The 26936-nt window shown below is 41.2% G+C and carries 24 protein-coding genes; 11 read left to right on the top strand and 13 right to left on the bottom strand.

Annotation, left to right across the window (positions count from 1 at the left end; genetic code table 11):
* From PHW01_04225 to nifU, 3 genes are all read left to right on the top strand, one after another.
* Positions 1-5890 (top strand): hypothetical protein (locus PHW01_04225; GenBank protein MDD5627182.1); only part of this gene is annotated, 5890 nt, incomplete at its 5' end.
* Positions 5891-6150: 260 nt separating this feature from the next.
* Entirely contained in the window at positions 6151-7332 is a 1182-nt protein-coding gene (locus tag PHW01_04230; protein ID MDD5627183.1) for a cysteine desulfurase family protein, read from the top strand.
* A gap of 66 nt (positions 7333-7398) precedes the next feature.
* On the top strand, positions 7399-7764 hold the full coding sequence (gene nifU, locus PHW01_04235; GenBank protein ID MDD5627184.1) for a Fe-S cluster assembly scaffold protein NifU: 366 nt from the start codon (positions 7399-7401) through the stop codon (positions 7762-7764).
* A 449-nt stretch (positions 7765-8213) separates the two neighbouring features.
* Here nifU and PHW01_04240 read toward each other — a convergent pair whose 3' ends face one another.
* From PHW01_04240 to gltX, 3 genes are all read right to left on the bottom strand, one after another.
* Positions 8214-8612: a nucleotide pyrophosphohydrolase gene (locus PHW01_04240; protein ID MDD5627185.1), complete on the bottom strand. Its 399-nt coding sequence runs from the start codon at positions 8610-8612 to the stop codon at positions 8214-8216.
* A gap of 12 nt (positions 8613-8624) precedes the next feature.
* The gene (locus tag PHW01_04245; GenBank protein MDD5627186.1) at positions 8625-9959 is read right to left on the bottom strand and encodes a peptidoglycan DD-metalloendopeptidase family protein; all 1335 of its coding nucleotides are present in this window, start codon (positions 9957-9959) and stop codon (positions 8625-8627) included.
* 84 nt (positions 9960-10043) lie between these two features.
* A complete protein-coding gene (gltX, locus tag PHW01_04250; protein MDD5627187.1) occupies positions 10044-11552 on the bottom strand; it encodes a glutamate--tRNA ligase in 1509 nt (502 codons plus the stop codon).
* A gap of 48 nt (positions 11553-11600) precedes the next feature.
* On the opposite strand from gltX, the gene PHW01_04255 reads away from it, so the two are divergent.
* Positions 11601-12074, top strand: a complete 474-nt coding sequence (locus tag PHW01_04255; protein MDD5627188.1) for a hypothetical protein — start codon at positions 11601-11603, stop codon at positions 12072-12074.
* On the opposite strand, the gene PHW01_04260 is transcribed toward PHW01_04255, so the two are convergent.
* Positions 12071-13018 (bottom strand): glycosyltransferase, encoded by a 948-nt coding sequence (locus PHW01_04260; protein ID MDD5627189.1) that lies wholly within the window; start codon positions 13016-13018, stop codon positions 12071-12073. The two genes, PHW01_04255 and PHW01_04260, sit on opposite strands and share 4 nt — an antisense overlap.
* Before the next feature lie 18 nt (positions 13019-13036).
* Between PHW01_04260 and PHW01_04265 the strand changes: the two genes are divergently transcribed.
* Positions 13037-13342 carry an HTH domain-containing protein gene (locus PHW01_04265; GenBank protein ID MDD5627190.1) on the top strand — a complete coding sequence of 102 codons (306 nt, stop codon included), beginning with the start codon at positions 13037-13039 and terminating at the stop codon, positions 13340-13342.
* On the opposite strand, the gene thpR is transcribed toward PHW01_04265, so the two are convergent.
* Positions 13309-13857: an RNA 2',3'-cyclic phosphodiesterase gene (gene thpR, locus PHW01_04270; protein ID MDD5627191.1), complete on the bottom strand. Its 549-nt coding sequence runs from the start codon at positions 13855-13857 to the stop codon at positions 13309-13311. The genes PHW01_04265 and thpR overlap by 34 nt on opposite strands.
* Before the next feature lie 80 nt (positions 13858-13937).
* Between thpR and amrS the strand changes: the two genes are divergently transcribed.
* The 6 genes from amrS (at position 13938) to fmt (ending at position 19954) form a co-directional block, all read left to right on the top strand.
* Complete coding sequence (gene amrS, locus PHW01_04275) at positions 13938-15005, top strand: AmmeMemoRadiSam system radical SAM enzyme (protein MDD5627192.1); 1068 nt, start codon at positions 13938-13940, stop codon at positions 15003-15005.
* A gap of 10 nt (positions 15006-15015) precedes the next feature.
* Positions 15016-15627 (top strand): class III extradiol dioxygenase subunit B-like domain-containing protein, encoded by a 612-nt coding sequence (locus PHW01_04280; protein MDD5627193.1) that lies wholly within the window; start codon positions 15016-15018, stop codon positions 15625-15627.
* Between the two features lie 79 nt (positions 15628-15706).
* A complete protein-coding gene (gene amrA / locus PHW01_04285) occupies positions 15707-16225 on the top strand; it encodes an AmmeMemoRadiSam system protein A (GenBank protein MDD5627194.1) in 519 nt (172 codons plus the stop codon).
* A 66-nt stretch (positions 16226-16291) separates the two neighbouring features.
* Positions 16292-18283 carry a primosomal protein N' gene (gene priA, locus PHW01_04290; protein MDD5627195.1) on the top strand — a complete coding sequence of 664 codons (1992 nt, stop codon included), beginning with the start codon at positions 16292-16294 and terminating at the stop codon, positions 18281-18283.
* Positions 18284-18365: 82 nt separating this feature from the next.
* A complete protein-coding gene (gene def / locus PHW01_04295) occupies positions 18366-18812 on the top strand; it encodes a peptide deformylase (protein MDD5627196.1) in 447 nt (148 codons plus the stop codon).
* Between the two features lie 203 nt (positions 18813-19015).
* Complete coding sequence (fmt, locus tag PHW01_04300) at positions 19016-19954, top strand: methionyl-tRNA formyltransferase (GenBank protein MDD5627197.1); 939 nt, start codon at positions 19016-19018, stop codon at positions 19952-19954.
* 155 nt (positions 19955-20109) lie between these two features.
* Here fmt and PHW01_04305 read toward each other — a convergent pair whose 3' ends face one another.
* From PHW01_04305 to PHW01_04340, 8 genes are all read right to left on the bottom strand, one after another.
* Positions 20110-20370 (bottom strand): hypothetical protein, encoded by a 261-nt coding sequence (locus PHW01_04305; GenBank protein MDD5627198.1) that lies wholly within the window; start codon positions 20368-20370, stop codon positions 20110-20112.
* A 42-nt stretch (positions 20371-20412) separates the two neighbouring features.
* Entirely contained in the window at positions 20413-20844 is a 432-nt protein-coding gene (locus PHW01_04310; GenBank protein MDD5627199.1) for a ribonuclease HI family protein, read from the bottom strand.
* 11 nt (positions 20845-20855) lie between these two features.
* Positions 20856-22583 carry a single-stranded-DNA-specific exonuclease RecJ gene (recJ, locus tag PHW01_04315; protein ID MDD5627200.1) on the bottom strand — a complete coding sequence of 576 codons (1728 nt, stop codon included), beginning with the start codon at positions 22581-22583 and terminating at the stop codon, positions 20856-20858.
* Between the two features lie 55 nt (positions 22584-22638).
* Complete coding sequence (locus PHW01_04320; protein ID MDD5627201.1) at positions 22639-23103, bottom strand: type II secretion system protein; 465 nt, start codon at positions 23101-23103, stop codon at positions 22639-22641.
* 35 nt (positions 23104-23138) lie between these two features.
* A complete protein-coding gene (locus PHW01_04325) occupies positions 23139-23690 on the bottom strand; it encodes a 2-oxoacid:acceptor oxidoreductase family protein (GenBank protein MDD5627202.1) in 552 nt (183 codons plus the stop codon).
* A 157-nt stretch (positions 23691-23847) separates the two neighbouring features.
* Positions 23848-24552, bottom strand: a complete 705-nt coding sequence (locus PHW01_04330) for a thiamine pyrophosphate-dependent enzyme (GenBank protein MDD5627203.1) — start codon at positions 24550-24552, stop codon at positions 23848-23850.
* A 118-nt stretch (positions 24553-24670) separates the two neighbouring features.
* Complete coding sequence (locus tag PHW01_04335) at positions 24671-25762, bottom strand: ferredoxin oxidoreductase (GenBank protein ID MDD5627204.1); 1092 nt, start codon at positions 25760-25762, stop codon at positions 24671-24673.
* Between the two features lie 43 nt (positions 25763-25805).
* Positions 25806-26852 (bottom strand): acetate/propionate family kinase, encoded by a 1047-nt coding sequence (locus PHW01_04340; protein MDD5627205.1) that lies wholly within the window; start codon positions 26850-26852, stop codon positions 25806-25808.
* Positions 26853-26936 lie beyond the last annotated feature (84 nt).

Consider the following 26936-nt stretch of genomic DNA (forward strand, 5'->3'; position numbering starts at 1 on the left):
CAGCGATCTCTTTAATTTCTCCACCGATGCCACGACCAACGCGGACATCGCCTTCTTTACGGATGACCTCTATTTGGATAAAGCCACGGGCTATATTGGCATCGGGACAACCGCGCCAGCCTCCGCCTTAGACATAAAAGGCGGAGCTGTAGCCACTGAAGGAGTAGACTTAGTCACCAATGGCACTTTTGGTTCAGATGCTAACTGGGATAAAGGCACTGGCTGGACTATAGCAGGAGGAGTAGCCACCAAAGTAGCAGGCACTGCCAGCAATCTCTCCCAAGACCTAGGCGAAGCTGCCAGTAAGATGTATCACATCACTTTTGACTACACCAGAACCGCGGGAACCCTTACAGTAAGCATTGGCGGAGTTACCCATTCCACCTCATTTGCTTCTGACACGGGAGCTGGAAATATATATGTTTACTCCTCTGGCACAGGCGACCTTACTTTTATCGCCGATGCCACCTTTGCCGGAACAGTGGATAATGTAGTGGTCAAAGAAATTTCCGCTTCTCTGGCAAATACCACTAACCGCGACAGCGCGGGCAGCATCCAAAATGAGTTGAGAGTGGGGGGAACAGGCAACCTGTTCTTGGGAGTGGAATCAGGGAAGTTCAATGTTAGTGGAACAAATAATAATGCCATGGGGAATCAGGCTCTCTACTCCAACACCACAGGAAATAGTAACAATGCCATGGGGAATCAGGCTCTCTACTCCAACACCACCGGAGGCGGCAATAATGCCATAGGGTATCAGACTCTCTATGCCAACACCACTGGAATCTACAATAATGCCATAGGGTATCAGACTCTCTCTGCCAACACCACTGGAGGCTTTAATACTGCCATAGGATTGTGGAATCTCCGTTACAACACTACTGGAGCCTTTAATACTGCCATAGGAGGTTGGGCCGCTCTTATGAATAACACAACTGGAAGCAACAACTATGCTGTTGGGTATGCCGCTCTCAGCCACAACACAATTGGAAGCGACAACGTGGGCTTAGGTCCTGGCGCACTCTACTATAACTATACTGGCTCTAATAATATTGCGATAGGATCCACTGCAGGTTTTGGAGCTTCAGGCGGTTCTAGTATCAGTAACTCGGTGTTAGTGGGTTATGGAGCAGGCAGGACATTACTAACAGGCGGGGATAATAACATATTGTTAGGGTATCAAGCAGGGGATAATTTAACCACTGGAGCTAAAAATATAGTCATTGGATATAATATAGACGCTCCGACAGCCACTTCGGCCAATACTTTAAACATCGGGAATCTTATTTTTGGCACGGGATTAACAGGCAGCGGAGCAACAAGCGCGGGCAGCGTCGGCATCGGGACGACGACGCCAAGCTATAAACTTGATATAAATCAAGGTACTGTTAACGCCCTTAACATTGCTACATTAGATCAAGATAATCAGAAAGGGATTAATCTGACAGTTTCCGCCAATACAAACGGCGACGATGTTTATGGTATATACACTTCCGTCAATGCTGGAACAGGTGGCGCAGATTCCAACCGTTATGCCTATGCGATGTATAATGTACTAAGAAATCCTGCCAATTATGGCGCCGGCGGTAACCGACCATATGTATATGGTATTTATAATGACGTTGATTTCCCATCATCTATTACCACTAGCCAAGGGAATATGTGGGGGACTTATAATAATGTAAAAATGGATAACGCCGCTGGAAACCGTAATTTTTATGGACTAGAGGTCAATGCCGAGTCATATACTTCACCATCATCTTCTAATGATAATATAACTGGCTTGTATACTCATGGCACTATTTCAGCATCTGGCACTATATATCATGGTTTAGTCGGACTAGATGCGAGTATTACTAATGCAATGCAAATTAATGGTGGAGGAGAATATGTTGGGGGTATCAACGCCCATATGAATACTGCCAACGATGCTTATAATCAGAAAATATATGGATATAGAAGTTGGTTTAAAACCTATAGTGGGGATACAGGATATGGGGTATCTGTTGAAGATGATAATTCCTCCGCAGGAGGTACTCAATACGGGGTTTATATTAATTTAGATGATACTGATGTTACAAGATATGGCATTTATGAAACAGGCGGGGCAAATAATTATTTCAAAGGCAATGTCGGGATTGGTGATACGAGCTCAGAAGCAATGTTAGATGTGATGGCAACTCAAACCTCGGGCATTTTGGAGCAGATTTCTTATGAGGGCGCTGCTACTTTAGCTGGTAGCTTAACGGGTTTGGATTTAGACCTCTCCACCAATGTTACCCCATCAACTTACAATATTACAGGTTTAAACTTAGAATTACCCTCTGGCGCTTCAGGGGACATGACTTTCCTTAAACTAGTTGAGGGCTCCTCCACGCTTTATGATTTTGACGTGACCACTGCCCAATTCAATGTCCCCACCTCCTTTAATTCGGCGGGGGACGCGGCTTTTTCTTATGATTTGATAATGGCTAACCCCGGCACGGCGTATATTAAGTTTCAAGGCGCTGGCTATATTGAAACGGAATCGCCTTATGGTAATTATGATTTGACTCTGCTTGCCGCCAATGCCGGAGCCGTATTTGTCAGCGATGTCTTCAAAGTCTCGGACAGCACTGCCTCTACGATGACCCTCCTTAACCAAACCGGCTCCGGGCCTATCTTGGATATCCAAAAGAGCGGGACCTCTAGGCTTTACATTAAAAATGACGGCAACGTCGGCATCGGGACGGCGGCGCCAGTAACTAAGTTAGATGTAAGAGGAATTATATCCACGCAATTTGAAGTCATTAATTCTACTATCCAAATTAATTCATTAGCAGATGCTCTAAAGTATTTTGATGTTTGGTTGGGTTCGTATTCGTCTTTTACTTACGCAGGTACAGAAGTGAAGCTCCCTGGAGTAGCAGGTTACGCTGTAGGAGGAGCATTACAACTTGGAAAAAATATGGCTATCCTTCCTATTGGATGGTCAGGCACTGTCACAGCTCAAGCAAAGGGCGGTAGTAACTGGGCAACTACTGTTTATTTGCAAACAAGCATTAACGGAACAGACTGGACTACACAAAGTCAAACAACTGGTGTCGCGAATACAGGTTGGCAGACTCTTACTTATACAGTGGCATCAATTGCAACTCCCTTATATGTTAGATTCTATCTTACTGATGGTTCAGGGACAGCAGGTGTGGGAAATTATTGTAAGTTGGCAAGTGTGAGCGTAACGAATTTGCCAATTACTCCATCTGAAAATCCACTTACAGGTGTTATTACAACGAACTATGGCAACGTCGGCATCGGGACGGCGGTGCCGGGTGCGAAATTGGATGTTTCAGGAAATGCGAAATTTTATTCAGCTATTGGGGCAGGCGATGATGTAAGAACAGGGCTCGCTCATTATGATAGTACTGCTCAGGCTGCCGGAGTGGGAGGTCAAATAGTTTTAGGATACAAATACACAGACGCTGGTGCTTATACAGAAGGAGCTATTATAAAAATGTATAAGGAAAACGGCACTACCGCGGAATATGGGAGCGGCTTGAAATTTCAAGTAAGAAATACAGGAGCCGCTTTAAGTACAAAAATGGTTTTAAATCCCTCGGGCAACGTCGGCATCGGGACGGCAGGTCCAACCTCGTTGCTGCAGATTTGGGAAACATCTGGCAGCAAGCCCGGTGGCGTGGTTGCAGCCACAAAATCGGTTTTAAAGCTTTCGAGGAATGGTACTACAAACTATTCATACAATGAACACGCTGAATTTAGAATTGGCCACGGAGGGCCTGGCACTACTGGGTCAAATTTAGATTTATACATCAACGGCGCTGGCAATACAACTGATATTCCTGACCAGCAGGCTATGACTTGGAATTATGCCGGCAACGTCGGCATCGGAGATGCAACTCCCGACTACCTCTTGGATGTGGCCGGCACGGCAGGGTTTGACTCTACTCTTACTATGACAGGTTCTGCTGCTAATATCGCACTTGGTTCTAATTATCTCTCGGGCGACGGCGGGGATGAAGGCATTTATGTTGACTCAGGTGGCAAGGTCGGCATCGGGACGCCGTCACCAAGTAATTATCTTCATGTTTATAGTACAGGCACGACAGTAATAACAAGTCAAACAACTGGTGCTGCAGACACCGTAGCCTTTCAACTTATTGGTGGAGCAGCAAATGCGAATTGGTACATTATGACGAATCGTTCCGACCTTTTTGGTGCAGCAGACAGTATAGGTTTTTATAAAAACAGTGGTACGCCGGGGACGAAATTAGTAATTCAAGATAACGGCAACGTCGGCATCGGGACGGCGGCGCCTGGAGCATATAAGCTTCATGTTGAAGGCGGAATGATTGCCCAGGCATATACCACCGGAGATATAATGTTTAGGGCAAATGACAATGGTCCTGATATTTGGAGAATGTTTGAGGACGAAACCAGCCTTTATACCCAAAGTTTAACAACGGGACAAACGGTATTAACAATCAAAGACACAGGCAATATTGGCATCGGGACGACGAACCCCGGCACCAAATTCGCCGTCAAAAGTTTGGAAACCTCGGCTTCCGCCGCCAATATGTTTATTGATACGACCACGGGCAGTGTCTATCGCTCCACTTCCTCTTTACGATACAAAGATGATGTGCAGACCCTGCAAGATGACTTTACCAAGATTCTAGAAGCCAGACCTACCTCCTTTATTGATAAAGCAACAGGAAGAAGAGATGTCGGCTTTATTGCCGAAGAATTTGACGCTTTAGGCCTTTCTAACCTTGTAATATATGACGAGCAAGGCAGACCTGACGCAATCAAATATGAACGGATCTCGCTTTATCAAAACGAGGTGCTCAAGGAGCAGCAGCAAAAGCTCTCAGTAATGGATTCTGATTTACAGCTCGTGAAAAATGATTTGGGTCTAGGGGCTTCGGACTCTACCTCTCGTCTCACTGGCTTGGAATTAGGGATAGGGAATCAGGAATCAGGAATTCTGTCTTTAGAATCAAGAATCAATAATCAAGAATCAAGGATTCAAGATCTGGAGACCCGAATTACGAATTACGAATCACGAATTACGGAAAATGATGCTGACACAGCGCCAGCACAAATAGTAGAGGGAGCTTCTTCCGAGCAAGTGGATTTAGCATCTTTACAAAGTACCCTCCAAACCTTAGTAGATAGTTTGAGTAATCTGGAGAATGTCTCTAACCAATTAAACACTTTAAGCGCCTCCATTTTAACAGTAATGGAATCCAACCAAGCGAATACTGCCAGAATTCAAGAATTAGAAGAAGAAACACAGAATTTACAGCAGATTGTAAAGATTGTGGAGGACAAAGTAATAATCGGCGACCCCAACAAATACCTTGTTCTGGATGCTGCCACAGGCTTAGAGATTAATAGCGAGAACTTCGCGGTAGATAAGGACGGGAATGTAAAGGTGAAAGGGGAGCTAAAGCTTGTTTCGGGCAGGATTCTCTCGGAAACTGGCATTCTGGAATTGAATCCCGGGGAAGCAAATGACACTGTGCCCGAACCGAAAGTGGTGGTGAAAGGTAAGGAGATGATAGTGGAAGGCGATCTAAAGGTTGGCGGTAAAATCATTGCCGGCGCCAGCGATACGCAAGCCGCGGAAAATAAAAATATCATTACCAGCAAAGGCGTTATTAAAGCGGGCGAAAAGGAAGCAATAATTGAAACCGAGGCAGTGAGTGAAGATTCATTTATCGGCGTCACTCCTTTATCCGCCGCCTCCCTTTACGTCTCGGAAATCAGAAGCGAGGCAGACAGCGAGACATCAAAACAAGGTTTTACTGTTTCCGCTTTGGAACCAGCCAAAGAAGATATTCAGTTTAATTGGTGGGTGATAATAGATAAAACCCAATATGATGAATGATTTGAGATTTTCTTAAAAGAAAAGACCCCCTCCCCGCCCGCTTCGCCTGAAGCCACGCCCGCCACGCTAGCCGCAAGGCGTTGCGGGCGGGCGAAGCGATGGCGGGCGGGCATCTCCCCCTTGGTAAGGGGGAGCGTGCATCATCCTCCCCTTGACGTGCGGGAGGTTTGGGAGGGGTCTAAAAATCCTCCAAGCTCCCACCTTCTTTCGTTTGCTTATGCGCTTTTTTTGATATATACTGAAGGTACAAAAATAATTGTATGCAAAAAATTTATTTAGATAATTCAGCCACTACGCCCGTTGATCGGGAAGTATTGCGAGCAATGTTGCCTTATTTTAGCGAAAAATTTGGCAATCCATCCTCGGTCCACTCTCTTGGTCAGGAGGGAGCAGAAGCGATTTTAGAGGCGCGGGAAAAAATCGCGCGGTTTTTGGGGTGTCAAAAAGAAGAAATTATTTTTACAAGTGGAGCCACGGAAGCAAATAATCTAGCTTTAAAAGGAGTAATGCAGGCTTGTTTTCAAAAAACGGGTAAAAAGGGTCATCTTATTACCTCTCAAATTGAACATAAAGCGATTTTGGAACCCGCGCAGGTTTTAGAAAAGGAAGGATATAAAGTGACTTATCTTCCTGTGAGCGGGGAGGGGATTGTGAAGATGCGAGAAGTGCGGAAAGCAATTAGGGATAATACGGTTTTAATTAGTTTGATGTACGCAAATTCCGAAACCGGAGCAATCCAGCCGATTTCAGAAGTTGGTCAAATGGTCAAAAAGATTAATTTGAAAAGGGTGAACAAAATTTTTGTTCACACCGATGCGGCGCAAGCCGTACAATACTTAGATTGTAATATAAATAGTTTAGGGGTTGATTTACTCACTTTAGCTGGGCATAAGATTTATACTCCCAAAGGGGTGGGCGCTTTATATGTGAAGAAGGGGACGCCGATTGTTCCCATTCAACAGGGCGGTTCTCAAGAATATGATTTGCGGGCAGGGACGGAAAATGTGCCCTATATTGTGGCATTGGCAAAGGCTTGTGAGCTCGTGGCTCAAAATCGGCTTCGGATTAGCAAAAAATTAGCTAAATTACGTGATTATTTGATTCAAAAGATTGAAAAAGATATCCCTCATTGCCAACTCAACGGTCCGAGAGAGGAGCGGAGATTGCCCAATAATGTTAATTTTAGCTTTAAAGGCGCTGAAGGCGAGAGTATTGTTTTGGATTTAGATTTGGAGGGGATTGCGGTCTCCACGGGTTCGGCTTGCACTTCTCATGATTTAAAGCCCTCCCATGTGTTAACCGCGATGGGCATTTCGCCGGAAATCGCGCATGGTAGTATCCGGATTACTTTAAGTAAATATACTACTGCCGCGGAAATTAATAAGTTAATTCAAATTTTACCGAAAATTGTAGAGCGTTTCCGTAAAATGGCACCAAAGTAAATTAAAAATTTAAAATGAAAAATGTAAAATTGCAATTTAAAATTTACTAGTTTTTAATTTTAAAAAATGTATTCAAAAAAAGTTCTAGACCATTTCCAAAATCCTCGCAATCAAGGAAAAATAGAAAATCCCGATGGAGTGGGTCAGGTAGGCAACCCAGTTTGCGGAGATATTATGAAGGTCTATATTAAAGTTAAAGATAATAAAATCAGTGATATTAAATTTGAGACCTTGGGCTGCGGCGCGGCGATTGCCACCTCTTCAATGATTACCGAGCTAGCTCGCGGTAAAACTTTGGAAGAGGCAGTAAAAATTTCCCGCCAAGACATTGCCAATGAATTAGGGGGCTTGCCAGCTGTGAAAATGCACTGCTCTAATTTAGCCGCCGACGCCCTAAAGAAAGCGATTGAAGATTCCCGTCGCAGGCGTTAAATAAAAGCCTTATAGGTCTTTTAAGAGGGGACACACTACCCCCTTTTCCTCTTAAAAGATAACTCTGGGGGGAGTAAGCGAAGACGCGGGGGAGAAGGACCCCCTATTTATTTAAAAGAAAAATAAAATAATTCCACAAATATACCCGCAAAGCTCTAAACATTAGAGTAGGGAAGCGCTTGGAGGGAGAGGGATATTTAAGGAATTATTTTTTATTTATTAAAATAAAATAAATAATAAAAGGCGACTATAATATTTATTTTTTATCATTTTTTAAATCTGTGGATAACTATAATGTCGTAAAAGCTACATTAAACGACTTTAAATCAATACCCAAATTCAGATCCTTTCTTCATATCTCCTATCTTCTTATCTTAGGCTTTGTTTGTATAACTCCCTATAATCTTATCCTTTATTTTAATTTTTTTATTATAATAATATCAAAATTATTACCTCGTCCTTTCTTCTGTTGACTCCTCCTCTCGTTTTAGATATTTTCTTTTTTTATATTCTCTTCCCAGATTATATTTCATTTTTTGATGGTAAATCTGACTAAATTTTTTACTTGTCACTTTATAGCAATTTAGAGTGTCTGCGAGATACATATAACAGTCTGTGACTTCTTCTATGAGTTTAGTGCGCACGGATTGATTTTGCATTATCGCTTTTTCCCCGTCTTTTTTAATGATATCTATCACCTCGCCTAATTCGCCGATAAGCCACAAGAGCCTGTATTTGGCATATTTTGCTTCCAGAGGAGACCACTCTTTTTGGTGCTTTTTCCAGAGCTTAAGAGAATAAAGCAGCATCTCTTCTATTCCGATGTTATTTTTGGTATTTTGGGGCATATTTCTCATTATTTAAGGTAAATATTGAAGCGGATTTGTCGCCTCCCAGTGTGTGTAAGTTTGTCCGCTTGCGCTGTCAATTTCGTCTGTGCCAATATGGACTTCAAAATGGAGATGAGGACCGGTGGTAAAATAACCAGCGCCGGGCGTACCTGGTGTAGCGCCAGTATAGCCAATAATCTGCCCTGCCTTTACAAAATCCCCTTCTTGGACTGCAAAGGCGGAAACATGGCCATAACGGGTTTGTAATTTTTCAGTGTGAATTAGGGTAATATAATTGTAGCCATAACCGGCATCGCGCGTACGCGCGACATATCCCGCGGCAGGAGCATAGATCGGTGTACCTTGGGGACAGGCGATATCAATGGCATTATGCTCAAAATAACGACGGTAAGGATAAGAGGGGTCATGGAAGGTGGAGGTAATGCGGCGGTAAGGGATAGGCCAAGTAAGAATCGCATTCAAGTTCTGCGCTCCCTCCTGCAAGGTGGCGATCTTCTTCCTTACTTCTTCTTTTAAGGTAACTACTTCCTGGTTCAAAGCTCTTTGAGCCGCCGCCGCTTTTTCCAGAAGAGCTTCATATTTTTCCTCATTCTCTTGCGTCTGGGAGAGGATTTCTTTTTTAGCCGTCTTTTCCTCGGCGAGCACCTGTTGTTTATTTTCCAACTCTTTTCTTCTATCAGTGAGTTCCGCTACCTTGTTTTCCGTCATCTTCTTGTCTGCCTCTAGATTTGCCTGAAGGTCACTAAGCTTATCTCGTTTTTGTTTCAAAATGTCGTTGATTGTACTGGTATCCTCTACTGTCTTTTCATATTCAGCCCAACTGTTGTATTTAATAATTACTTTAAAAAATTGAATAATGATATCAATAATACCGCGGCTTTCTGCTTCCTCGCTTCCCAGATAGTCCTCATCTAGACTATTAATTTCTTGGAGAATTGTTTCAATTTCTTCTAGCTTTTTATCAATCTCTTTTTGGGTAAGGTTGATATCTAGAGCCAGTTTTTTAATTTCCAGCTCTTTCTGTTGGATTTCGCTATTAAGAAGGTTGACTTCATCTTCGGTTTTATTAATTTGGCTGTCCAGAATGTTGATATGCCCTTTCAAGGTGGCGGCTTTGTTTTGGAGATTATCAACTTCTTTTTCATAAGCAGCAATTTTATCTTGGATTTCGTCAATTTGACCGGCTTTGTCTTGAATCTGATTTTGGAGATCAAGGATGCTCGCTTTCTCCTCTTCAGAATTATCTTGGGCTCGGATAGGCTTAAGGGAAACAGAGTTAACAGCTAAAAGTATTATCAAAAATAATATTACTTTCCGTTTTATCGCCGCAACAAAAATTTTCAATTTGCAATTTTTAATTTTCATTAAATTTTTAATGTATTAATTTTCAAACGGTTTAATAATTATCAAATTAAAAATTTAAAAATTTTATTTTAATTTTTCAATGGCTGTATTTATACGGCTTAAGACCTCTTTTTTTCCTAAAACCTCTGCCACTTCAAAAGGGCCGGGCGAGGCTTTCTCTCCGGTCAAAGCAACACGCAGGGGCCACAATAATTCCCCTGTTCCGATTTTATGCTTGGTAATTGTTTTTCTTAAAGTTTTTTCTAAAGATTCCTTTGTGTAATCTTGGTCTTTCAGGGCAGATAATGCCTTTTCTCCTATTTCCAAATTTATTTTTATATCTCTCTGCGGTGCATTTTTCCAGATTAAAAGTTCAGGATTATAATTCGGTTTTTGGAAGTAAAAATGGCTAAATTCCTGAACTTCATTGAGTTTTTTCAATCTTTCCTGTACGGTTTTAATCGCTTTTTCAAGATAAGTTTTTGAATAGGCTTTGAGGTTATACTTCAAGAATTTTCCTTGCAGAATCAGTTGCGTCAGATCCCCGCTTTTCATCTTGCGGATATAGTAGCCGTTCATATTGTTTAATTTTTCAAGATTAAATACAGCCCCGCTTTTATTCAATCTTTCCAAAGAGAACTCTCTGATTAGCTCTGCTAGAGTAAAAATCTCGCGGTTATCCTTAGGATTCCAGCCCAAGAAAACCATATAATTAATAAGCGCTTCGGGCAGATAGCCTTCTGCCCTGAATTCTTGGACGGCGACTGGAATGACCGCTCCCCCATTCTGCGCTTTGCGCTTACTCATTTTGGAGCGATCCGGATTTAAGATTAAAGGGAGATGGGCATATTGGGGCGTCCCTAGAGCCAATGCTTTTTGCATTGCGATTTGTTTGGGAGTGTTGGCAATATGGTCTTCGCCGCGGATGACGTGGGAGATTTTCATTGTGTAATCATCAATAACGACCGCAAAATTATAAAGGGGTATATCCAAGCCTTTCGCAATCACAAAATCCCCGATGAGCGCGCCGTCAAATTCCAGCTCGCCGCGGATTAAATCTTGGAATTTGATTTTTTGGTTCGGCATTTTAAAACGGATTACTGGCTGTCTCCCCTCTTTTTCATATTGTTCAGTTTGCGCAGAGATTAAATTATGGCATTTGCCGGAATAACGCGGCGGCTCGCCTTTAGTCTGTTGTAAAAGCCGTTCGTCAGCTAATTCCTTTTCCGTGCAGTAGCAATAATAAGCATTACCTTGTTTTAAGAGTTGTTCCAAGTATTTATGATAGATTTTGATTCTTTCCGATTGCCTATAAGGTCCATATTCTCCTTCTTGATCCGGTCCTTCATCATATTTAATGCCTAACCATTTTAAATTTTTAATTACATCTTTTTCCCATTTGGGATCGGAACGTTCTATATCTGTGTCTTCTATCCTTAAAATGAATTTTCCTTGATTTTTTTTTGCAAAAAGATAATTAAAAAGCGCGGATCGCGCTGTGCCGATATGCAAAGGACCGGTGGGGCTTGGAGCAATGCGGACGCGGATTTTTATTTGATTTTCCATAATATTTATGCTACTTTGAGGTTGCATTGTTGTGTGGAGTGGTTCCCAATTATTTATAAATAGGAGGTATTTATTGTGGACGAAATATATACCGAGGCGGATATTCCGGTTTATGATAAGGATGGAAAACGAATAGTGGGTCAAATAGACTTAAAAACTCTAAAAGATGGAAGGGGCGGCTTGAATATTAAACAGCTTTTGGCTCTGCATTATTGGGCATCTTGTCACTCTTTAGGCAGAAATCATCCTTATATGGAAGTACTGGAGCAAGAGATTATCCGAAGAGTGGGTCCCGAGGGAGAAAAGGTTTGGTCTTATGAGGATGTTTTTAATGCCATTGTAGCCGCTGGTCATGATCCAGCAGATGTTACAGAGAAGATTAATAAGATTATGAAAGATACCAATATTTTAGAAAGCGTAGCCGCCATAATGGTTGCTGAAAGCTTGGAGGTTCATTTGAATGGATTTGTGCTGGTTAATATCGGTTTAGAGGATAGTCAGGATTTTGGAGTGGAACTGCATGAAGATTGCAGAGTTGATCCTTCTTAATTCGGATTTATTTTTGTACTTTCCACCCTTTGCCACATTTTCACGAAGGGTGTTTTTTTTATTTTTAGCTCCCAGAAAATGAGCCACCACAGATATATTCTAGCAAAGATTAGAAGGATCGTCCACCAGAATTCTTGGGGATTTCGGGCGTATTTAAAGATCTGGAAAATCCCCCGGGTCTCCTGGCGAAAGCTACGCATTTCTGTAGGGGTGACCCTTGAGGTCGCCTTGGGGATGGCAGGTACAAGACCTGCCCCTACGAGAAGATCCGGCAATTGCACATACCCTCCCGTTGACCTCTTCTTTTGCTTGTTCCAATCTTTAAAATTATCCGGGTATTTTATGTATACTTTTGCCTCGTGGGTATAGGCAATTTGGTAACCTTTGTGATGAATCAGGCTGGAAATCAAAGCATCATCAGAAAGAGTATTTTCGGGAATATTTTTGACTAAATTACCGCGCATAGCATAAAGATAGCCAGAACAATCTATATATTTCCCCTCTTTTGCTCTTTGAAGACGAATTTTGTGCGCCATTTCTGTTAGAATATAAGCCCAAAAACCAAAAATATTTGACCTGGGATTGATTGAAATTGGCCGTCCGGAAACCGCGCCTATTTTTGGGTTTTTAAATGGTTTTAAGATTTCCGAAATCGCTTCTTCCCCTATTTCTACATCTCCATCAGTTAAAATTAGGATATCGTTCTTTGCTTCTGAAAAAGCAATATTTAGAGCGGCAGGCTTCCCTATTCCTTTATCTTTCAATAACTTGACTTGAGGGTTATTTTTGTGGTAATTTAAAGCGATTTCTTGAGTTCCGGGATCTGGAGCGCAAACCAAAATTTCAGCGGAGACATTACGCTTGGATAATTGGCGCGTTATGTTTATAAGTTGTTTTTCTAAAGTTTTTGGCTCTTTGTAAGCCGTGATGATTAAAGTAATCATATTAAGGGAGGGTATAAAATGGCTGTGCGTTGCGGTAAATTCACAAAAACTGATGGTGTAATCCGGTTATTGCGCTTACTGCAAACACCCCGGACACTATCAGAAATAGTTGATTTTCTTGATTTAAATCAAAGGACTGTATGGCGGTATTTCAGAGAGTTGAAGCGATCGGGTGTTCCTATTGTCCGTTTTAAGGAGGATTCTGCGTTTAAATACTCTTTGTATCCTGAAGGCTGGGCATTAAAAAAAGTCATTTTCAAAACACCTGAAGGAGATAAGGCGGTAGATGTTCAAGATTGCCTTATAGTGCGCTTGCAAGAATAGTGATGGACTACATCATATTTTGCACCCTTTGAGAAGAGGGTGCTTTTTATGAGGGTGATTTCTTCCAGTTTAAAGGCAGGAAAACGAATATTTTTTTTAACTTTTTTTAGGGGTCTCGTTTTAAGCCTTGCGATGGTGATGTGGGGGGTAAATTTATGGCTTTCGTGGTAAATAATTTTGGCTTTTCGAAAAGCATTTACTAAATTCTGATGAAGTTTTTGGGATTTTTTGCTAAGCATTTTAATTCCTAAAACAGAGCCAAAACTCTTTAAATAATGGGGCTTTAAAACAAGGGGGCTGGTTTTTGGAGCCAAATCTTGGAGAATTTGGCTAATTGTAGCTATTTCCTCTAACCTGCGATCCCCTAAAAAAGCAAGGGTAAGATGTAAATTTTCCGCGTTAATCCAATGAGTTTGAGGAGGAAAAAGCGGAGCAAGCTCTTTTTGGATTCCTTGAATGCGCTTTTTTACCTCGTGAGGCAGGATTAAGGCAATGAAAAAACGTGTAACGGGCATATAATGATTATGTAGAGACGTTGTAGTAATACAACGTCTCTAACATACCATAAAAATCAAAAAAGTGCTAAAATAGAGGTATGCGAGAGGCAATTTTATACAAAAAACTAAAAGACCAAAAGGTGCGCTGTAATGTTTGCAGCCGCCGTTGTGTAGTTTCCGAAGGTTGCCGTGGCTATTGTGAAACGCGGTTGAATCAGGGAGGCAAGCTCTATACTTTGATTTACGGTTTAGCTTCCTCTGTGTGTATAGACCCAATTGAAAAGAAACCCGTGTTTCATTATCAGCCAGGGACTAAGGTGCTATCCCTTGGCGCTTGGGGTTGCAATTTGCGTTGTGTCTTTTGTCAAAATTATGACATCACTTATATAAATGGCAATCGTTTAGAAAAAACTGCAGAAAGGGTTTTTGAACAAAAAAATAGTTCAGAAGATATTCCTAAAAAAGGGATATTAGAGCCAAAGTTGATTTCTGAAATAGCACGAAAAGAAGGTTGCCAAGGCATTGCTTGGACTTATAATGAACCCACAATTTGGCTGGAATATACTTTAGACGCTTCCAAATTTGCTAAGAAGGAGGGGCTTTATACAGTTTATGTTACCAATGGTTATGCCACGCCCGAAGCCCTGGATACCATTGGTCCTTATTTAGATGTCTGGCGGGTGGATATTAAAAGTATGGAGGATAAATTCTACCAAGAGATTGCCAAAGTGCCTCGGGTCTCCCCTATCTTAGAGAATACAATCCGCGCTCAAAAGAAATGGAAAATGCATATTGAAGCGGTGACCAATATAATACCTACACTAAACGATTCGGATACTAATTTGGAAAAAACCGCGAAGTGGATTTGTAAAAATTTAGGAGAAAAGACCCCTTGGCATATTACTCGTTTTTTCCCTTGTCTGGGCTTAAAGCATCTCCCAATGACACCCATTGAAACCCTAGAGCGCGCCGAAGAGATTGGTAAAAAAGCAGGCTTAAAATTCGTTTATTTAGGCAATATCGCTGGCCATCCTGGTGAAAATACCATTTGCCCCCGTTGCGGCAATCTTATTATTGAACGCGCAGGTTACAAAGTGGATTTGACGGGATTAAATAAGGATGGCAGATGTAAGAAATGCGGAGAGGAACTAAATATTATTATTTGAATCTAATTTCATGCTTTCTTTTGTTTATATTTCCCCTCACCCGCCGCTTTTACTGCCTGCCGTAGGTTCTGCAGAAGATCGGCGGAAGATTCGAAAGACGATCAAAAATTTAGAATTTTTAGGAGAGAAGTTAAAGAAAATTAAGCCTGACATAATTGTTATTTCTTCTCCTCATTCGGATTGGGGTTTTAATGTTCCTCTGCATTTTCTCGCTAATGGTTTTAAAGGCGAGATTAAGCCTTATTTAACGGATATAGAGTCGCCAAAATATTATTTTGAACAGGGCAAGAAGATGTTTAACGCATTAGAGAAAAATAAGAAGTATGCCCTGATTGCTTCAGGGGATCTTTCCCATTGCCTTAAAGACGAAGGACCGTATGGATTTCATCCCAATGGTCCCAAATTTGACCAAGAATTCATTGATTCTTTAAAGAAAAAAGATATTCAAAATCTTTTGACTTTAGATGAAAAATATCCCGATGCCGGAGAGTGCGGTTTGAGATCATTTTGTTTTGTTTTGGGTATTCTGGAAGCCTCGGGAATCGGTTGGCAGCCAGAGATTTTGTCTTACGAAGGACCTTTTGGGGTAGGATATTTGGTGGCGGAGATTAGATTGGAATAAGGAATCGTGAATCATGAATATGGAATTATGAATCAGGATTAGCGAAAATTATTTTATTCCCTATTCCAGATTCCAATTTATGAACCCTTATTCTTCCTTAGCCAAACAGGCTTTAAAAATTTATCTTGAAACTGGCAAAATTATGAAGGCGCGAAAGAGTATGCCCAGGGCAATGTTAGAGCAAAAGTCCGGTGTTTTTGTAACTCTTGAAAAAAGCGGGGAACTGCGGGGCTGTATTGGCACATTTTTGCCTGTATATGCTAATATTGCGGAAGAGATTATTCATAATGCCATTGCCGCGGGCACAGAAGATAATCGTTTTATCCCTATTAATTTGTCGGAGATCGCGGAACTGACGTTCACGGTTTCCCTTTTGTCTGCACCAACAAAGGTTCAAGAATTAGAAGATTTGGATCATAAAAAATATGGATTAATCGTGCGCGGCGAGAAGACTGGGCGGAGAGGTCTTCTTCTCCCAGATCTTCCTGGGATTAACACAGTTGAAAAGCAGGTGATGATTTGTTTGGAAAAAGGAGGGATTGATCCCCAAGCGGAGAAGGTTTCTTTGTATCGTTTTACAGTGCAGAAATATGGGTGACGTGTAATTTATAACTCAAGGGGTATATTTTTACGTTACACATTACAAGTTATACGTTATAAGTTTATGAAATATGTTCAAGTAGTCCCAGTGTCTAATATTCCATTTGGTAAAAATCAATTTTTTACTTATCAAACTTCGGAGGAGAAGATTAAAATTGGTCAAGAAGTAATCGTCCCCTTTCGCTCGCTCGCTCTCCGGGGAGTAGTTTGGGGATTTACGGAGAAACCTCGATTTAAAACCAAAGAGATAGGCAAAATTGTCAGGTCGGAGATGCTGGAAGTATCGGAGATGCTGGAAGCAGAGGAAATTGTTTTAGACAAAAACGCGCGTAAACTTGCCCTTTGGATATCGCAATATTATTACTGTTCTTTAGGTCTTGTAATTAAATTAATGCTTCCGCCGCAGGTGAAGAAAGGTAAAGATATTATATTTTCTCGGAAGATTCGGGATGTGAAAGTGAAACTCACAGCGAGCCAAAGTAAAGTTTTAAAAACAATTTTAAATTCTCGCAAGTCGGTATTTTTACTTCACGGCGTTACTGGGTCAGGCAAGACTGAAATTTATCTGCGACTTTGCAATTATATACTTAATCAAGGAAAACAAGTCATTATTCTCGTTCCGGAAATTTCCTTGACACAGCAAGCCATTGACCGTTTTAGCGCGCGTTTTCCGGGGAAAATTGCCGTGGTTCACAGCCGTTTAACCAAAGGCGAAAGACTGGGAGCTCGGGAGAGAATTAGAAGCGGGAAAGCGCAGATTATTATTGGACCGCGTTCCGCTGTTTTCGCGCCAGCGCGGAATTTAGGTTTAATCGTTTTAGACGAAGAGCATGACCCTTCTTTTAAACAGTATGACCAGAATCCCCGCTATCACGCTCGCGCGGTAGCTTTGGAGTTAGGAAGGCTCACCCATTCTAAAGTGATTTTAGGCAGCGCCACTCCCCTTGTGGAAAGTTATTATGAGGCTATAAAAGGCACCTTTCAATTATTGGAGTTGCCGCAAAGAATTAACAAAGAAAAGATGCCGGAAGTGGAAATTGTTGATATGAGAGGTGATTTTCAGAAAGGCAACCGCTCTATTTTGAGTCAAAAAATGAAGGAAGAGTTGAACAGGGTTCTTGTTCAAAAAAAACAAGCCATTCTGTTCGTTAATCGTCGGGGCGCGGCGAGTTTTGTTTTCTGCCGCGATTGTGGTTTTACTTTAAAATGTCCGCATTGCGATGTTTCTTTAACTTACCATATGAGCGGTTCTTCCCGTCTCCTTTGCCATTATTGCGGTTATAATATTTCCCCGCCCGCCTTCTGCCCCAATTGCAAAAGCCCTTATGTGCGATACGGGGGGCTTGGGACAGAAAGAATAGAAGACGAAATTAGGGCTTTTTTTCCAAAAGCGCGGACCGCGCGTTTTGACCGTGACGCTACCGCGCGCAAAGACGCCCATCAAAACCTTTATTATGATTTTTCAAACCATAAAATCGATATTTTAATTGGCACCCAAATGCTTGCTCAAGGCTGGGATTTGCCAAAGGTAGCTTTAATTGGTATAATCGCGGCGGATGCAGATCTTAATTTGCCAGACTTTCGCTCCAGCGAACGCACCTTTCAGCTTTTAACGCAGGTTGCGGGACGCACTGGTCGCGGCAAAGAGCGAGGCAAGGTTATTCTCCAGACCTATAATCCTGATATTTTTGTGATTCAAGCATCGGCGCAGCACGATTATAAGCTGTTTTTCAAACAAGAGTTGAAGATGCGCGAGGAGCTTGCCTTTCCGCCTTTTTCTAAAATTGTCAAGCTCATTTATCAAAATTACAAAAAGGACAAAGCAGAGAAAGAGAGTTTGCGCTTGGCTAGAATTTTCAGAAATTATATAAAAAGGAACAAGCTAGCGCTGACTATTTTAGGTCCAGCTCCCACCTTTATTCCCCGCATTCGCAGACGCTACCGTTATCATTTAATTTTAATGTTTCCGCCAGAAGAATGGGCAAAAAAGTCACAGGTTTTGAGATTAGCGCCCGTGGATTGGATTATTGATGTGGAGCCGGAAAGTTTATTATAATTCTATTGTTTCATTGTTCTATTGTTCCATTGTTGAAAAATAAAAATTGGTCAAAGATAATAATTGAACAATAGGACTAAATATGTCGATTTTACGTATTTTAACCGATCGCGATCCGATTTTACGCAAAAAGTGTGCTGAAGTGGATGACGTTTCCGATCCCTTTATTCGAGGGCTGGTTTTGAATATGCGGGATACCTTAGAGAAGCATAAAGGGATTGGTTTAGCCGCTCCCCAGGTGGGAGTGAACAAAAGGGTAATTTTAGTGAAACTTTGGCGGGAGGAATATGTTTTAATCAACCCGCGTTTAACCTCTGCCTCGCGGGAGAAAGAAATGGGCGAGGAAGGTTGTCTTTCTTTGCCGGGCGTGTTTTTAAATCTGGAGAGGTCAAAGAAGGTGCGGGTGAAAGCCTTAGATCAAAATGGTAAGAAGATAAAAATGAAAGCTAAGGGCTTACTTGCCCGCGTTTTACAGCATGAGATTGACCATTTGGAGGGGATATTAATTAACGATAGAGTAAAGGATTAAATAGTGAGGATGACTTCTCCCCTGATAGGGGGAGAGTAAGAGGGGTTGAAAAAATTAAAATGTAAAAATCAAAATGCAAAATGAAAGTTTAAAATGCAAAAATAATCTATTTAAGAATTTTGAATTTTTAATTATATTTTTGAGTTTTGATTTGAAGCGATTTTCGAATTTAATTATTTTAAGTGATATTTTTGAATAAAGTTATGCAAAGATACAGAGTTATTTTTATGGGCACTTCGGAATTTGCTGTGCCAATTTTGGAGAGACTCGCGTCTTCTAGTTTTAATATTGTCGGTGTTTTTTGCCAGCCGGATCGTCCGAAAGGAAGAGGATTAAAATATCAACATTGCGCGATGAAAAACATAGCCTCTCAATACAATTTTCCCCTATTCCAGCCCGAGAACCTGAAAAATAAGGTAATAGTGGGTAAAATTCAGGATTTAAAACCAGAGTTAATTATTGTCGCCGCCTATGGTTTAATTATACCCCAAATAATTTTGGAGATTCCGCAATTTGGCTGTCTTAATGTTCATCCTTCCTTACTCCCCCGCTATCGCGGTTCCTCGCCTATTCAGAGTGCGATTATTGAAGGGGAAAAAGAAACGGGGGTTACAATTATGCTTTTGGATGAAAAAGTGGATCACGGGCCAATTTTGGCGCAAAAAAAGATAAAAATAGAGAAAGATGATGATATTTTTTCTTTGAGCGAGAGATTAGCGAAATATGGAGCAGATTTGTTGCTTAAAATTTTACCATCATATTTTAGAGGAGAGATTAAACCTGTGCCCCAGGATCACACTCAAGCTACTTTGACGAAAATGATTAAAAAAGAAGATGGTCAGATTGATTGGAGCGAAGATGCCGCGAAAATCGCGCGCAAAATCCGCGCTTGTCTTGGCTGGCCGGGGAGCTTCACTTTTTGGGGAGAAAAAAGAATTATTATTTTAGAGGCTGAAGCCAAAAATGCAGACCGTTACCGTGAGAAAAACGGCGAGGTCTTTGAAATTGACGCTGAATTATGTATTCAATGCGGGGAAGGGATCTTAAAAATAAAAAAACTCCGCTTGGAGGGAAAAAAACAAGTCACGGGAGTAGAATTTTTAAGGGGTTACTCCGCAATTATTGGGGCGGTTTTACATTAAAAAAACAGGCATTTGATCGGTGCCTGTTGAGGTGTCAATCGCGTTTTCCTTGCCGGGAGATCCAGACAAGGGCAGGAAAGAACCAAGCAGCTAAGAGACTATAAATCATCAAGATATATTCCCATTTTGTCATTTTTTTCTCCTGACTCTTGTTTTCAATTATCTTCCTCATCAGAGTTGCCGCCCAATAGAATTTGCAGATGAGAAAACATACCGCATCCTGTAAGATCAATATTGTCATCCTGTTCTTTGGGATTGCTGTAAGCGATGGCAAGTTTAGCGCGCAGGACAAGGTTTTCTTTTTGTATCCTCATTTTAGTTTCGCGAAAACTTTTTAAGCATACAATAACTGTGGGGAACGTGATGACTGCTACTGTTAGAACAGCTAAGATAGCAGGAATAATCAAGGTATACATCTTATATCCCTCCTTTTCAGCTTTGGGCTGATGTTCTAAAAATTAGGTGTGAGCGTCAATAACTTGATTAACAAGCTTGTCCGCCTTTTTGTTTTTTTCGCGCGGGATGTGGCGGAAGGAGACGCTATTAAAGAAGATGGAAAGAGCGATTACTTTTTCAAAAAGGGGTTTTAAAGCCTTATTTTTTATTTTATAGACACCGTTTAGCTGGTTTGTAATGAGTTCTGAATCCAAAAAGCACTCTATTTCTTGGGTTTGCATTTCCCGCCCTTTTTCTAAAGCAAAAATCAAGGCTTGATATTCCGCTTGATTATTGGTTGCTCTGCCGATAAAGCGCGAGAATTTTTTGCATCTTCCATCTTTGTCGCAAATTACCACTCCGATTCCAGCAGGACCAGGATTGCCGCGCGCTCCTCCATCGCTATAAATTTTGACTGCCGTCAGGCGGGTCGTGTGCCTGCGTTTTGTTGCCATATTTGATTTTTTTAATTTTCCGAAATTTTTAAATCAACGATTTTGAGTTCTAATTTCCTTCGGCCATTCCATTCATTGACGAGGATTTCATAGGCTAAGTCTATAGTGTCGCCAGGAAGGAGTTTCTTGACCCATTCCCCTAAACCAAAACCAATCGCTTCAAAGTAGCGGTTATTTTTATCCTTTAATTTTAGTTTTAAGTGTTTTTGTTGCGCACCCACGCTGCGGATTTCCATTACCGATATCTTTTGAGCTAAAAACCGCGGTACGGGATTAGCTTCACCGAAGGGTTGAAATTTTTCAATCTGTTCAAAGGTTTTTTCATTAATCTCGGAGAGATCGAGCTTTGCTTCAATAAGAAGCGTGGGCTTGAGTTCTTCCAAACCTATTTCTTGGCGCGCTATTTTTTCTAATTTTTGATAGAAAAGAGATATTTTGGCGGTTTCCAAAGTAAAACCGGCTGCGGTCTTGTGCCCGCCGTAGCGAATTAAAAACTCCTCGCATTCAGCTAAAGCTTTGGCAATGTTGAAACTCTCAATACTGCGCGCGGAGCCGGTGGATTCTCTCTCCCCTCTTTCAATGATTAAAGTGGGTTTAAAGTATTCATCGCAGATTTTCCCCGCCACGAGTCCAGCGATGCCGGATGACCAGGCGGGGTGACTGGCTAGAAGAATCATTTTTTCTTCCATATCGCCAATTTGTTCTTTGGCTTGTTCCAAAATTTCGGCAGTAAGTTTCTGGCGGCTGCGATTGGTAGTTTCTAATTCGGAGGCTAGTTTTTCTGCTTCTAATTCCGATTCCGTAAGGAGGAGGTTATAAGCGGCGTTAGCGTGCTTCATTCTCCCTGCGGCATTTAAGCGCGGAGCAATTTGATAACCAATATTATAAGTATTTAAAGGAGTTAGCTTTGGCCTTAAGCCAGCCTGCTCATATAGTTTTTTTAAACCCCATCTTTTGCTTTGGTTCAGAATAATTAAACCATATTTGACTAGGGTGCGATTTTCGTCAAGCAGAGGCGCCAGGTCCGCAATAGTGCCGATAGCCACTAGATCTAAAAGCCATTTTTCAAAAGCTTCTCGTGCAAGAGGTAGCTTGTCCGCTGTTTTGCTTAATAGCGCTTGAGCAAGCTTAAAGGCAATGCCCACTCCAGCTAATCCTTTAAAGGGGTATTGATCATCTTTTCTTTTTACGTTTAAAATCGCGTAAGCAGAGGGGAGTTTCGGAGGCACTTCGTGATGATCAGTAATAATCAAATTCATATTGAGTTTTTTCGCTTCCGCCGCTTGCTGCACATTAGTAATTCCACAGTCTACGGTAATAATTAAATGCGTTTTTTGTTTTTTAAACCTTCGCACATTCTTTTTATGCAAACCGTAGCCTTCTTTTTGGCGATGAGGAATATATGTTTCCAGATTTTCCGCCCCCAAAAATTTTAAAGTTTTACAAAGAAGGGCTGTGCTCGTGATGCCATCCGCGTCGTAATCGCCGTAAATCACAATCTTCTCTTTTTTTTGGATAGCTTTCAAAATGCGGTCGCAAGCTTTTTTCATATCTTGGATCAGGAAGGGGTCATATAATCCGGTTTTATAATCCGGGTTCAGAAAGTTGACGATCGCATTTTTATCTTTAAGATCACGGTTATAGAGAAGTTGGGCAATGAGCGGGGTTAAGCCGCTGATATTCTCTCGAAATTCCTGCGGTGCAGGGTGAGCCAGCTCCCAGATTTTTTCAAAAGACATAGAAATATACAGTAAATTTTATCTTGCAGTGTTATTTCAATATAACAGCTGTTGTTTATATGCCTGGGCAAGTCGTATATCCCCCGTTTTGGATTCCATAATTGTTTCCCGTTGTTTCCAAAGTAGTATAAAAACAATAATTTGAACAATAACCTCCACTGCAAGTACCGTCGGGATCGAAGTAATAACGGTTAGTGGTGGAGTTTAAGGGATCACAGGAAATCTTAGGGATGAATCCTTCGGTGACTAGTTTGCCGATATCATTTGTGGTGGTGTTACAAGGACTTTCCCAGCCGTTAAAAGTGTCGTTTGGATAACCATTATATTTGTCGTAATACATTTCTAGAGCAAGACTTATCTGTTTTAAATCTGATTTTCTTTCCGCATCTCTTGCTTTTTTGCGGGCGCTATTTAAGGAAACCATGACAATCGTCGCTAAGAGCCCAATCACGGCGATAACGACTAATAACTCTATTAAGGTAAACCCCGTTAGAAATTTACGGTTTTTAACTTGGCGCATATTTTTGGCGCGCATATTTTTTAATACATTTCATTTTATTTGGCTAAATCTATGCCTCTTTCCAATGCTTTATAATTCAATTCTTCCAATTCTGGTTTTTCTTTAAATTTGCTGCCCAGTTGCTTCTTAATTGCCTTTTTGACATTGTCTTTTTGCAGTATGGGCACAAAAGGCAGGATAGCCCCGAGAACAATTATGCTTAAAGTTTGAGGTGTAAATTTTTTATTAGCAATGTTAGTTGCATCTATTTCAATAATAGTGTTTTGAGTGGGGAGAATATTTTTGGGGACGAGGGAGCTGTTAGAGATTATTTGAGTTCGCAGGCTGATATAAGTTTCGGAGCGTTTAACTGAACGTTCGCTTAAAAGCACCAGGATATCCGCTTTGTCAAATTTGGGATAAGTGAGCTCTTGGGGTGCAATCTGCACAAAAGCAACCGAGACACCTCCTCTTTGTTCTACGCCAAAATTAGGGACATACAGCGCTTTTAATCCTTGTTCGAAAGCGGCTTCCCCTAGAATTTTGCCGACTGTTTGTATCCCTTGCCCGCCTTCGCCGGCGATGAGAATTTTAGTATTGATAGACATTGATGTTTAGAGGTGTTTTCGCTTTAGAGATGTTATTAAACTAAACAAAACTCATTGTTTTATTGCTTGCCCCGTAGGAGGGTCGCGAAGCGACTCCTTCGGGGTTCGATTGTTTCATTGTTGGTGGAAATGCATTGAATAACAATGGAGCAATAGATTAAAGCTCTCCTAGTGGGAAATATTGTTGCATTGTTTCTAAAAATTTTCCAATTTCAGTGGGCGGTAATTTCCAATTCGTGGGACAAGGAGAAAGGATTTCTACAAAACTGAAACCTTTATTTTCCCTTTGATGGAGGAGCGCTTTTTTAATTAAATCCTGGGTTTCTTTTATTCTTACAGCTGTGCCTCGCGCTACAAAGGTTTTATGGTTAATTACTTTGACCATTTCTGGTCCTTTTAGAGATTGTCCTTTTTTGCCGTAGGGCGTAGTTTCTGTCACTTGCTTCAGAAGAGTGGTCGGCGCTTGCTGGCCGCCAGTCATCGCGTAATTGGCATTATTAACTAAAATGACGGTAAGGGGATCATTGCGCAGAGCACTGTTCACTAAATGTTGGGCGCCGATAGCATAACCCCCGCCGTCGCCAAGATAAGCAATGGCGAGTTTTTGGGGCTTAGCTATTTTTACTCCTACCATTACAGGAATAGTGCGGCCATGATGGGTTTGAATTGTGTCAATATCAAAGAAATCCCAAGCAAGCAGTGAACAACCGATGTCCACACCGAAAATGGTTTGGTTTTGAATTTGGAGCTCGTCAATAGCATTGCCTAAAGCGCGGAGGACCATTAGATGGCCGCAGCCGGGGCAAAATTTGGAAGGTTTAGTTTCCTTTTTCCAACATTGAGGAAAGGCAGGGGTATTCATAATTCTAACTGGTTTAAATAAGTTAGTAAGCTACAAATAAAATTTTTGTAACATGTAACTTAAAACTTGTAACTCAAGTTTTTTTGTGTTATAAGTTACAGGTTACAAGTTTCAAGAATTAAAGAAGTATTCCCTTTATTTCTTCCGGTGTAAACCCCACCCCAGGTTTCCCATGTGCTTCAATAGGTGTAGTTAAGCCATAGAGATTTTCTTTGACCATACTTGCAAATTGTCCTAAAGATGATTCTAATATATAGATTTTTTTCGTTTGCTGGGTAATTTCGCGCGCTTCTTCTTTGGGAAAAGGATTTAAAGTAATCGGACGGAAAAGACCAAATTTTTTCTGTTTGGTTTCTTTTAGAGCTTGTTTTACAGCTGCGGCGACAATACCATAGGCGATAATAATTTTTTCCGCCTTTTCACAATTATATGCTTCACATTCTGATATCTTAGATGTTATTTCATCAAAGGCTTTTTTAATGTCCATATTGATTCGCAGTATTTCTTCTTCCAGGTTGAAACAGTTTCTTAAATTTACATAATTATTTTTAACCGCAAAACTCTTAGTGGGCTGGAATTTTCTGATTAAGGAAGTGTCTTTACCTTCGCCAAGGTAAGGAATTGCCGGAGTTAACTCTATCCTTCTTTCTTCGGGACTCCAGATTTCTACTTCGCCTTGCATTTTAGCGATATAACCATCCCCTAAAATAAAAGCGGGAAAACGGTATCGCCAGGCAGTATCAAAAGCCTTAATGGATAAATCATAAAGCTCCTGCAGGGTGGCAGGCGCATAAACAATCCGCATTCCTTCGCCGTTTCCGCCGTGAGAGGTCAAAATGAGCTCTTGTTGGGAGTAAATAACGGTGCCTGTGGATGGACCGCCGCGTTGCATAATAAAAGTGACGGTAGGCAGGCGCATCGCTTCCGCCATAGACATTGGATCTTGCATTAAAACTGTACCGGGACCGCTTGTGGCAGTGAAAGCCTTTTTTCCTCCCAAAATAGCGCCGATCATTGCAAAACCAGCCGCCATTTCGTCTTCAGCCTGTAAAAATTTAATCTGGTCATTTTCATCCTTTTCAGAAATTTTTGTCCAATAGCTCATTATTTCGGTGGTAGGAGTGATGGGATAGCCAAACATAATCTCGGCGCCGGCGGCGAGACAAGCCCTAACGATTATTTCATTGCCTATAAGAAATTCTTTGGACATTGTGATTACTTTTTTTATTTCATTTTTATTAGTGGATATATTTTTATAATTCTTGATTCTTAATTTTTAATTCCTTTTCAATTTCCTTGGCAATCATTTTTTCTTCATCGGTTTTAATCGCCATTACCTTCACGCCGGCTAATATTTTTTCCAAACCAGCACAGATGGTATTGCGGGTTATTGCTTCTCCCGCGCCAATTTGGCCTGTAAATACCAGAGCATCAATGCCGTTTAAAATAGCAAAATAAGCGCCAATATATTTTTGGATATGGTAGACAAAATTTTCAAAAGCAAGGCAAGCCTTTTTTTGTCCTTTCGCTACCGCCCGCAGAAGGTTTAAATAATTTTCATAACCCGCCAGTCCTTTGAGTCCGCTTTGATGGTTTAAGATATTTTCCAACTCTGTCTTGGTATGGTTTTTGAGCAGATATAAAATTACCCCTGGATCCAGATCGCCTGGCCGCGTCATCATTGTCAAGCCCTCCAGAGGCGTAAAACCCATGCTTGTATCTATGGGTTTCCCTTTTTGGATCGCGGTCATACTGGATCCTCCCCCTAAATGGACAGTAATGGCTTTTAATTCCTCGAAAGGTTTTTTTAATCTCTTTGCGGCTTCTTGCGCGACGTATTGGTGGGATAGGCCATGAAAGCCAAAACGTTGAATGTGTTGCTTCTTATAAAATTCCCAAGGCAGGGCATAGATCTTTGCGCGTTTTGGCAGGTCAGCAAAAAAAGCAGTGTCAAAGCAGGCATAATTTGGAATGTCGGGTAAATATTTCTGGCAGGCAGCCACCCCCGCCAGATTCGCCGGATTGTGAAGAGGAGCTAGATCACTGCAATCCTCCAATTTTTGCAAAACTTTTTCCGTGATGCAAACTGGCTTTTTAAAATAAATTCCACCGTGCACTACGCGGTGGCCGATTGCTTGAATATCGCGCAAATCGCCAATATCTCTCAAAGCCTGTTTTATTGCCTCTTCATGGCTTTTGATATTCTGGAAATTGCCTTCTGCCGAAACATTCAGGGAAGGTATTTGGAAGAGTTTGTGTTTTAAAGAAGTGCTACCGGAGTTGATGACTAAGATTTTCATAAATGAAAAGTTAAATTGCAAAAGTCAAAAGGTAAAAGTGTAAGTTAAAAGTAAAAAGGATAAAATATTCCACTTCTAACTTTT

Source organism: Patescibacteria group bacterium (assembly GCA_028717685.1).
In the GTDB taxonomy this organism is placed as follows: Bacteria; Patescibacteriota; JAQUNI01; order JAQUNI01; family JAQUNI01; genus JAQUNI01.

Coding starts and splice junctions, on each gene's coding strand:
- PHW01_04240 (MDD5627185.1), bottom strand. CDS start 8,612: ATGCCCCAAAATACCAAAAATAACATCGGAATAGAAGAGATGCTGCTT.
- priA (MDD5627195.1), top strand. CDS start 16,292: ATGAAATATGTTCAAGTAGTCCCAGTGTCTAATATTCCATTTGGTAAA.
- nifU (MDD5627184.1), top strand. CDS start 7,399: ATGTATTCAAAAAAAGTTCTAGACCATTTCCAAAATCCTCGCAATCAA.
- def (MDD5627196.1), top strand. CDS start 18,366: ATGTCGATTTTACGTATTTTAACCGATCGCGATCCGATTTTACGCAAA.
- PHW01_04335 (MDD5627204.1), bottom strand. CDS start 25,762: ATGTCCAAAGAATTTCTTATAGGCAATGAAATAATCGTTAGGGCTTGT.
- amrS (MDD5627192.1), top strand. CDS start 13,938: ATGCGAGAGGCAATTTTATACAAAAAACTAAAAGACCAAAAGGTGCGC.
- PHW01_04260 (MDD5627189.1), bottom strand. CDS start 13,018: ATGATTACTTTAATCATCACGGCTTACAAAGAGCCAAAAACTTTAGAA.
- fmt (MDD5627197.1), top strand. CDS start 19,016: ATGCAAAGATACAGAGTTATTTTTATGGGCACTTCGGAATTTGCTGTG.
- PHW01_04310 (MDD5627199.1), bottom strand. CDS start 20,844: ATGGCAACAAAACGCAGGCACACGACCCGCCTGACGGCAGTCAAAATT.
- PHW01_04305 (MDD5627198.1), bottom strand. CDS start 20,370: ATGTATACCTTGATTATTCCTGCTATCTTAGCTGTTCTAACAGTAGCA.
- PHW01_04330 (MDD5627203.1), bottom strand. CDS start 24,552: ATGAATACCCCTGCCTTTCCTCAATGTTGGAAAAAGGAAACTAAACCT.
- gltX (MDD5627187.1), bottom strand. CDS start 11,552: ATGCAACCTCAAAGTAGCATAAATATTATGGAAAATCAAATAAAAATC.
- PHW01_04230 (MDD5627183.1), top strand. CDS start 6,151: ATGCAAAAAATTTATTTAGATAATTCAGCCACTACGCCCGTTGATCGG.
- PHW01_04340 (MDD5627205.1), bottom strand. CDS start 26,852: ATGAAAATCTTAGTCATCAACTCCGGTAGCACTTCTTTAAAACACAAA.
- PHW01_04325 (MDD5627202.1), bottom strand. CDS start 23,690: ATGTCTATCAATACTAAAATTCTCATCGCCGGCGAAGGCGGGCAAGGG.
- thpR (MDD5627191.1), bottom strand. CDS start 13,857: ATGCCCGTTACACGTTTTTTCATTGCCTTAATCCTGCCTCACGAGGTA.
- PHW01_04265 (MDD5627190.1), top strand. CDS start 13,037: ATGGCTGTGCGTTGCGGTAAATTCACAAAAACTGATGGTGTAATCCGG.
- amrA (MDD5627194.1), top strand. CDS start 15,707: ATGAACCCTTATTCTTCCTTAGCCAAACAGGCTTTAAAAATTTATCTT.
- PHW01_04320 (MDD5627201.1), bottom strand. CDS start 23,103: ATGCGCCAAGTTAAAAACCGTAAATTTCTAACGGGGTTTACCTTAATA.
- recJ (MDD5627200.1), bottom strand. CDS start 22,583: ATGTCTTTTGAAAAAATCTGGGAGCTGGCTCACCCTGCACCGCAGGAA.
- PHW01_04280 (MDD5627193.1), top strand. CDS start 15,016: ATGCTTTCTTTTGTTTATATTTCCCCTCACCCGCCGCTTTTACTGCCT.